A 6,751-nucleotide genomic window follows, 5' to 3' on the forward strand; every position below is an offset into this window, starting at 1 on the left:
ATGACGCGGCTGCACCTCTATGGGCGCCTGCTGCACGTTGCCGCGGTCATCCTGCTGGGGTTGCTGCTGGCCGCCAGCCTTGGCCTCGCTGCGCGCTGCGCCATGCGCGCCTCGCCACTGCGCAAGCAGAGCCTGACCCGCTGGTTCCTGGCGCGCCTGGCCAATGCCCTGCCCTTTCGCGTGCGCGTCATCGGCGAGTTGCCGACACAGCCGATGCTCTGGGTCGCCAACCATGTGTCCTGGTGCGACATCCCGCTGCTGGGGATGCTGCTGCCGATCTCCTTCCTCGCCAAGGCCGAGGTGCGCGGCTGGCCCGTGCTCGGCTGGCTGGCCCAGCAGGCCGGCACCCTCTTCATCCGCCGCGGCGCAGGCGACGCGGCGCAGGTCAATCGGCAACTGGCAAGGCACCTCGAACAGGGCCGGCACCTGCTGATCTTCCCGGAGGGCACCTCGACCGACGGCAGCGGCGTGCGCAACTTCCACTCGCGCTTGTTCGCCTGCGCGATAGAAGCCGGCTGCGCGGTCCAGCCCGTCGCCATTCGCTATCTGCGCCAGGGCGCGCGAGACCCCATCGCCCCCTTCGTCGGGGACGACGAACTGCCGTCGCATCTGCGTAGACTGCTGGCCAGCGAAGTGGCGCAGGTGGAAATCCACCTGTTGCCGCCCATCCGCGATACGGCGCCTGGCCGCAACGCCGTCGCCGAGCAGGCGCACAGCGCCATCGAAGGCGTGCTGTCCGGCGAACGACCGATACCGGCAAAAGAGGCGGCCTGATTCCGCCAATGACGCCCCGGGCCTGCCACTGGGTTAAGCTCGCCCCATGAACTATCTCGCACACCTCCACCTGGGCGGCCCGCGGCCCGCCGACATGCTCGGCAGCCTCTACGGCGACTTCGTCAAAGGCCCCCTGCACGGTCGCTGGCCCGCCGACATCGAGGCTGGCATCCGCCTGCACCGGCAGATCGACGCGTTCACCGACAGCCACCCGCTGGTGCTGCAGGCCAAGGCGCGCTTTCCCGAGCAACGGCGGCGCTATGCCGGCATCCTCCTGGACCTGTTCTTCGATCATTGCCTGGCAGCCAACTGGTCGGATTATTCCTCCGAGCCACTGGATCGCTTCACCCGGCGGGCCTACCGGGTTCTTGAAAACGAACCCGCACTGCCGGGCCGACTCGCCGTGATCGCGCCGCAGATGGCCGCGCAGGACTGGCTGGGCAGCTACCGCGACTTCGCGGTGCTGGGCAGGGTGCTGTCCAACATCAGCCGGCGCCTCTCCCAGCCGGAGGGCCTGGCCGGTGGCCTGGAGGAGCTGGAGCGGTTGTACGACCCGCTCCTCGACGACTTCCGCGCCTTCTATCCGCAGTTGCAGCGGTTCGTCCGCAGCGTGGCGTAGCCGGTGCTCACTCAGCTGGCGTAGCCGGGGCTTTGCGCGTCCAGCTTGCGCAGCAGTGCCGGCCACGCCAGCGTGCCGCCCATGCCCGAGCGGGAACGGGTCACCCCCGCCGCCATGGCCTTGGCGCCGGCGAGAATCTGCGCCGGTATGGGGATCAGCTCGGCACCGCCAGCCTGCGCCATGACCTGGATTTCACAGGCGCGCTGGAAGATGAACATCATCAGGAAGGTGTCGGCGATGCTGCCGCCGCAGGTCATCAGGCCGTGGTTGTGCAGCAGCATGAATCCAGTCTCGCCGAGGTCGGCCTGCAACCGCGCCTTCTCCTCGTGATTCAGAGCCACCCCTTCATAGCCGTGGGTCGACAGGCTGGCCAGCACGAACAGCGACTGCTGGCTGATGGGCAGCAAGCCCTGACGCTGGGCCGATACCGCAACGCCGGCGCAGGTGTGGGTATGCATGACGCAGGCGACGTCGTGGCGAACCTCGTGGACCGCGCTATGGATCGTGTAGCCGGCGGGATTGATGTCGTAGGGGCTGTCCATCAACTTCTCGCCGGCCAGGTCGACCTTGACCAGGCTCGACGCCGTGATTTCGTGGAACATCAGCCCGTAGGGGTTGATCAGGAAATGATCGGTGCCGGGAATCTTCGCCGAGATGTGCGTGAAGATCAGGTCGTCCCAGCCATGCAGGGCGACCAGCCGGTAACAGGCGGCCAAGTCGACGCGCGCCTGCCATTCGGCAGGGCTGACCTGGCTCTCGAGCGAAGGCAATGCATGCAGGGCAGTCATCGGTAACACCTCTTGTTATTGTCGTGTCGGTGCCCTCGATTCTAGCCAGCCACGGGTGGCCAGGCACTTGCCCTTGCAGCCAGGCGGCTGGCCCGGCGAGCCATGCTCAGCCGCGCAGGGCCGCGGCGAAAGCCTCCAGCCAGGGCTCGGCATCGCTTTGCGGAGTGACCGTCTCGCTGGCGTCGAGGCGCAGCATCTCCTGGGCCTCGCGCACGCCGAGTTCGGCGAACAGCTCGCGAATCAGCTCGCCGCCACCGCAGAAGGTATCGCCGTAGCTGGCGTCACCCAGGGCGATGATGCCGCCGGGCAGGCCGTTCCAGGCCGGGAACTGGTCGCGGATGGCCGAGTACAGGGGGATGAAATTGTCCGGCAGCTCGCCCATGCCGGTGGTCGAAGTCACGATCAGCAGCGCTTCGGGCGCGAACTCGAGAATCTGCGGCAACTGCGCGCGCGGGTCATGCCAGGCGTCGAAACCGGCGGCCTTGAGTGTGCGTTCGGCGTGACGGGCGACGTCTTCGGCGGTGCCATAGACGCTGCCGGAAAGAATGGCGACTTTCATGATGCGGCTCCGGGATCAAAGCCGCGCATTATGCCGCAATCGTCGCCCCCGAGTGCCGCCCCCGGCAATCTCCCCGATTTGTGCACTTCGTCGGCGCGCCCAGCGAAGCGGAACTAAACTATCCCCAGGTGGTCACAGCGCCGACTGCCCCCTGCAGCCATCCGGCCGCGGCGCTACCAAGTGAAGGGCACGGTCCTTCCGAGGGTAACCGCATGGCGGAACAGACGATCCTGAGCAAAGACGAGCTCAGCTTCATCAAGAAGCTGATGCAGCGCAATGGCAACAGCGCGGTTGAACGGACGGGTTTTCGTCTCGACGGCGGCCCGCAATCCAACGAGCTGTTGCTGCAACTGGCCACCCATGCCGAGCTCTCGCTGCAAGCCGAATTCGATGATTTCCGCATGTCCTTCCCGCTGCAGCTCAAGGAAGACGAGCTGCACAGCCTGGACCTGCAGCTCGCACCGCCGCTGATCTACGAACGCGGGCCGGTGACCCGCGCCTGGCGCCTGCATCTGGAGCAGCCGCTGCCCTTGCTGGAAAACGACGGCGGCGAAAGTTCGCTCAGCGTCCATGAACTGTCCCCGCACGGCCTGCTGGTGGATGCCGGCAAGCGGCGCAAGCCACCCAAGCACTTCCACCTGCGCCTGGCCCTGCCGGACGTTGCACCGCTGGAAATCGAAGCCCATCGGGTCCGCGAACTCAAGGGCGGCCTGGCCGCCTACGAAGTCGCGTTCGCAGAGGAGAAGGACGCCGAGCGCATCCGCTCGTTCCTCTACCGGCAACACCAGCGGCTGCACCCGGAACTGCAGCCTGAGTTGCCCGCCGATCTGGTGTAAGCTGCCGGGCCTGTGATGCGAAGCGATACCGCTCGCCCACTCACCAGCGACGGAACCCATGACCCAGGCCCCGATCCTCATCACCGGAGCCGGCCAGCGGATCGGGCTGCATTGCGCCGAACGCCTGCTGGACGACGGCCACCCGCTAATCGTCAGCTACCGCCAAGAGCGTGACGGCATCGCCCGCCTACGCGAGCGCGGAGCCATCGCCCTGCAGGCCGACTTCGCCGACGAAGCCGGCATCATGGCCTTCATCGCGGCGCTCAAGGAGCGAACCAGGCACCTGCGGGCCATCGTGCACAACGCCTCCGAATGGCGCCCCGATACCCCCGGGCAGGAAGCCGAGGCCTTTCGCCAGCTGTTCCAGGTGCACATGCTGGCGCCCTACCTGATCAACCTGCACTGCGCCGAACTGCTGCGCCACGGCGGGCCGGCGGATATCATCCATATCGGCGACGACGTCACCCGCAAGGGCAGCAGGAAACACATCGCCTACGCCGCGAGCAAGGCCGGCCTGGACAACCTGACCCTGTCCTTCGCCGCCCGCCTGGCGCCGGCGATCAAGGTCAACGGCATCGCCCCGGCGCTGATCCAGTTCAACCCGGACGACGACGACGCCTACCGCGCCAAGGCCCTGGCCAAGTCGGCTCTGGGCATCGAGCCCGGTGCCGAAGTGATCTACCAGAGCCTGCGTTATCTGTTCGACAATCCTTACGTCACCGGCACCACACTGAGCGTGAACGGCGGCCGCCACCTGATCTGAACGACAGCAAGGAGACGACATGCCCCGACTGGAACCTTCCATGGCACGCATCCGCGTCAAGGACCTGCGGCTGCGCACCTACATCGGCATCAAGGAAGAAGAAATCCTCAACAAGCAGGATGTGCTGATCAACCTGACCATGCTCTACCCCGCCGCCGCCGCGGTGCGCGGCAACGACATCGAGCAGGCGCTGAACTACCGCACCATCACCAAGGCGATCATCCAGCACGTCGAGGACAACCGCTTCGCCCTGCTCGAACGGCTGACCCAGGAAATCCTCGACCTGGTCATGCAGTATCCGCAGGTGCGCTATGCCGAAGTCGAGGTCGACAAACCCCACGCCCTGCGCTTCGCCGAGTCCGTTTCCATCACCCTGGCAGCGCATCGGGATTGAGGCCACCCAGGCTGGCTCGCCCAGCGAGGCAAGGTTATGATCCGGCCGACCTCAGCCAACGCCGAGATTCCAGAGATGAACGACCAAGAACGTACCGAACTCGAAGCCGCCGCCTTCCGCCGCCTGGTGCAACACCTGCGCACCCGCCCCGACGTGCAGAACATCGAGCTGATGAACCTGGCCGGTTTCTGCCGCAACTGTCTGTCGAAGTGGTACAAGGCCGCCGCGGACGACCTGGAAATCGAACTCAGCGCCGACCAGGCCCGCGAAGAGGTGTACGGCATGCCCTACAGCGAGTGGAAGAAACGCTACCAGAAGGAAGCCACGGCCGAGCAGCAGGCCGCGTTCGACAAGGCACAGAAAGAATGAAAGACCTGAAGGATTTCCGCGCGAGCCTGCGCAACCGCAACCACCCGTTCAGCGAAACGCTGGCATTCATCGAAAGCACCTACGACTACCGGCCCAGCCGCTTCGTCAATGGCAGCCTGGAGAATGCCGCCGGCGAGAACGAAGGCTCCTGCAAGACGCTGGGCATGGCCTTGCTGGAAGGCTTCAGCACCGAAGAAGCCCTGCTCGCCTTCGGCGAACACTACCAGGCCGTACTGGCCAACCCGGGCGGCAGCGACCACCGCAATATCCGCGCGTTGATGGAAACCGGGCTGCCCGGCGTGCGCTTCGATACGCCTCCGCTCACGCGCAAATAAACCCGGGGCGGCGGATAAAAAGGGATCATCCCAGACACTTAGGGGAAGGCTGAAGGAGCGGATGATCCCGGAAACCGTTGGGCTGCACGTTACGCCCTCCACCGCCTTCGGGGAAATTCAGTGCCTGCATGCCTATCATAGGCACTGGCTATCCATCGCCCGCCCTGCCCGCCAAACCTTTGGAGTCGTTCATGCCCGTATCCGCCCTTTCCGGCCCGCAGTACCTGCGTGAAGGCCTGCGGCTGGTGCTCAGCCCCGGGTTGCGGCTGTTCGTGATCCTGCCGCTGACGGTCAACGTGCTGCTGTTCTTTGGCCTCGTCTGGCTCGCCATCCGCCAGTTCGGCATCTGGGTCGATGCCTTCATGCCCAGCCTGCCGGACTGGCTGGGCTTCCTCGAATACGTGCTCTGGCCGCTGTTCGTTGCGCTGGTGGTGCTGATGGTGTTCTTCACCTTCACCCTGCTCGCCAACATCATCGCCGCGCCGTTCAACGGCTTTCTGGCGGAAAAGGTCGAAGTCGTGGTCCGCGGCGACGATGCCTCCCCGCCGTTCAGCTGGGCCGAGCTGCTGGCCATGCTGCCGCGCACCCTTGGCCGCGAACTGCGCAAACTCGCCTACTTCGCGCCGCGCGCCCTGGCGCTGCTGGTGCTGTCGTTCATTCCGGTACTGAACCTCGCCGCCGCACCGTTATGGCTGCTGTTCGGCGTGTGGATGATGGCGGTGCAGTACATCGACTACCCGGCGGACAACAACAAGCTGAGCTGGGCCGAGATGATGGCCTGGCTGCGCCAGCGCCGCTGGCAGAGCCTGGGCTTCGGCGCGGTGACCTATGCTGCGCTGCTGGTGCCGGTGTTGAATCTGTTGGTCATGCCGGCGGCGGTGGCGGGCGCCACGCTGTTCTGGGTACGGGAGGGTGGGCCAAATCGGCAGCTCGATCGGCAAGGTTGAGCCTTGCGCAGTGGCATGCAACGCCACTGGGAGGGGATGAGTTTTTGATACCGGACTGGCAAGATTGGGTGATGGTGCTGCTGTTCGGTTTAGTCTGAGACTTGGTCGTTAAATCGCTTATCGAGTGTGCTGATACTTCTGGTTTCGCCCTGCTGGGCGAGTCCCTTTTTCTTGTTTGGCCAAGAAAAAGGAACCAAAAAGAAAGCCACCCGACATCCGGGTCTGTCCGCTGCGCGACCAGACTTCCCTTGTAAGTCTTAACTTAGCCTGCTTCAGGCCGTACTTCCCTCTGGTTACGAGACCGTGAGAGAGCTTGGGTCGAAGCAGGTTTTTCTCCCCACTAGTCCGAACGGTTGCCTGGGTTTGA

10 protein-coding genes are annotated in these 6,751 nt (G+C 65.2%); 8 read left to right on the forward strand and 2 right to left on the reverse strand.

Annotation, left to right across the window (positions count from 1 at the left end; translation table 11 throughout):
- Together CXK94_RS16855 and CXK94_RS16860 are read left to right on the forward strand one after the other, a co-directional pair.
- Complete coding sequence (locus CXK94_RS16855; protein ID WP_102895190.1) at positions 1 to 774, forward strand: lysophospholipid acyltransferase family protein; 774 nt, start codon at positions 1 to 3, stop codon at positions 772 to 774.
- Positions 775 to 820: 46 nt separating this feature from the next.
- Positions 821 to 1,393, forward strand: coding sequence for an ACP phosphodiesterase (locus CXK94_RS16860; RefSeq protein WP_037043792.1), 573 nt, complete (start codon positions 821 to 823; stop codon positions 1,391 to 1,393).
- 11 nt (positions 1,394 to 1,404) lie between these two features.
- Here the strand turns inward: CXK94_RS16860 and CXK94_RS16865 are convergent, their stop codons facing one another.
- Together CXK94_RS16865 and CXK94_RS16870 are read right to left on the reverse strand one after the other, a co-directional pair.
- A complete protein-coding gene (locus CXK94_RS16865; protein WP_102895191.1) occupies positions 1,405 to 2,181 on the reverse strand; it encodes a class II aldolase/adducin family protein in 777 nt (258 codons plus the stop codon).
- A 106-nt stretch (positions 2,182 to 2,287) separates the two neighbouring features.
- Positions 2,288 to 2,740 carry a flavodoxin gene (locus tag CXK94_RS16870; RefSeq protein WP_037043794.1) on the reverse strand — a complete coding sequence of 151 codons (453 nt, stop codon included), beginning with the start codon at positions 2,738 to 2,740 and terminating at the stop codon, positions 2,288 to 2,290.
- A gap of 212 nt (positions 2,741 to 2,952) precedes the next feature.
- Here CXK94_RS16870 and CXK94_RS16875 point away from each other — a divergent pair, with 212 nt between their 5' ends.
- From CXK94_RS16875 to cysZ, 6 genes are all read left to right on the forward strand, one after another.
- A complete protein-coding gene (locus CXK94_RS16875; RefSeq protein ID WP_037043797.1) occupies positions 2,953 to 3,576 on the forward strand; it encodes a PilZ domain-containing protein in 624 nt (207 codons plus the stop codon).
- Positions 3,577 to 3,634: 58 nt separating this feature from the next.
- The gene (gene folM / locus CXK94_RS16880) at positions 3,635 to 4,339 is read left to right on the forward strand and encodes a dihydromonapterin reductase (RefSeq protein ID WP_102895192.1); all 705 of its coding nucleotides are present in this window, start codon (positions 3,635 to 3,637) and stop codon (positions 4,337 to 4,339) included.
- Positions 4,340 to 4,358: 19 nt separating this feature from the next.
- Positions 4,359 to 4,733 carry a dihydroneopterin triphosphate 2'-epimerase gene (folX, locus tag CXK94_RS16885; RefSeq protein ID WP_037043801.1) on the forward strand — a complete coding sequence of 125 codons (375 nt, stop codon included), beginning with the start codon at positions 4,359 to 4,361 and terminating at the stop codon, positions 4,731 to 4,733.
- Positions 4,734 to 4,808: 75 nt separating this feature from the next.
- Positions 4,809 to 5,102 (forward strand): DUF1244 domain-containing protein, encoded by a 294-nt coding sequence (locus tag CXK94_RS16890; RefSeq protein ID WP_037043809.1) that lies wholly within the window; start codon positions 4,809 to 4,811, stop codon positions 5,100 to 5,102.
- Positions 5,099 to 5,437: a HopJ type III effector protein gene (locus CXK94_RS16895; protein ID WP_037043804.1), complete on the forward strand. Its 339-nt coding sequence runs from the start codon at positions 5,099 to 5,101 to the stop codon at positions 5,435 to 5,437. The genes CXK94_RS16890 and CXK94_RS16895 overlap by 4 nt, the downstream gene beginning before the upstream one ends.
- A 191-nt stretch (positions 5,438 to 5,628) precedes the next feature.
- Positions 5,629 to 6,384, forward strand: coding sequence for a sulfate transporter CysZ (cysZ, locus tag CXK94_RS16900; RefSeq protein WP_102895193.1), 756 nt, complete (start codon positions 5,629 to 5,631; stop codon positions 6,382 to 6,384).
- Positions 6,385 to 6,751 lie beyond the last annotated feature (367 nt).

It is taken from the genome of Stutzerimonas stutzeri (assembly GCF_002890915.1).
Lineage (GTDB): Bacteria > Pseudomonadota > Gammaproteobacteria > Pseudomonadales > Pseudomonadaceae > Stutzerimonas > Stutzerimonas stutzeri_AF.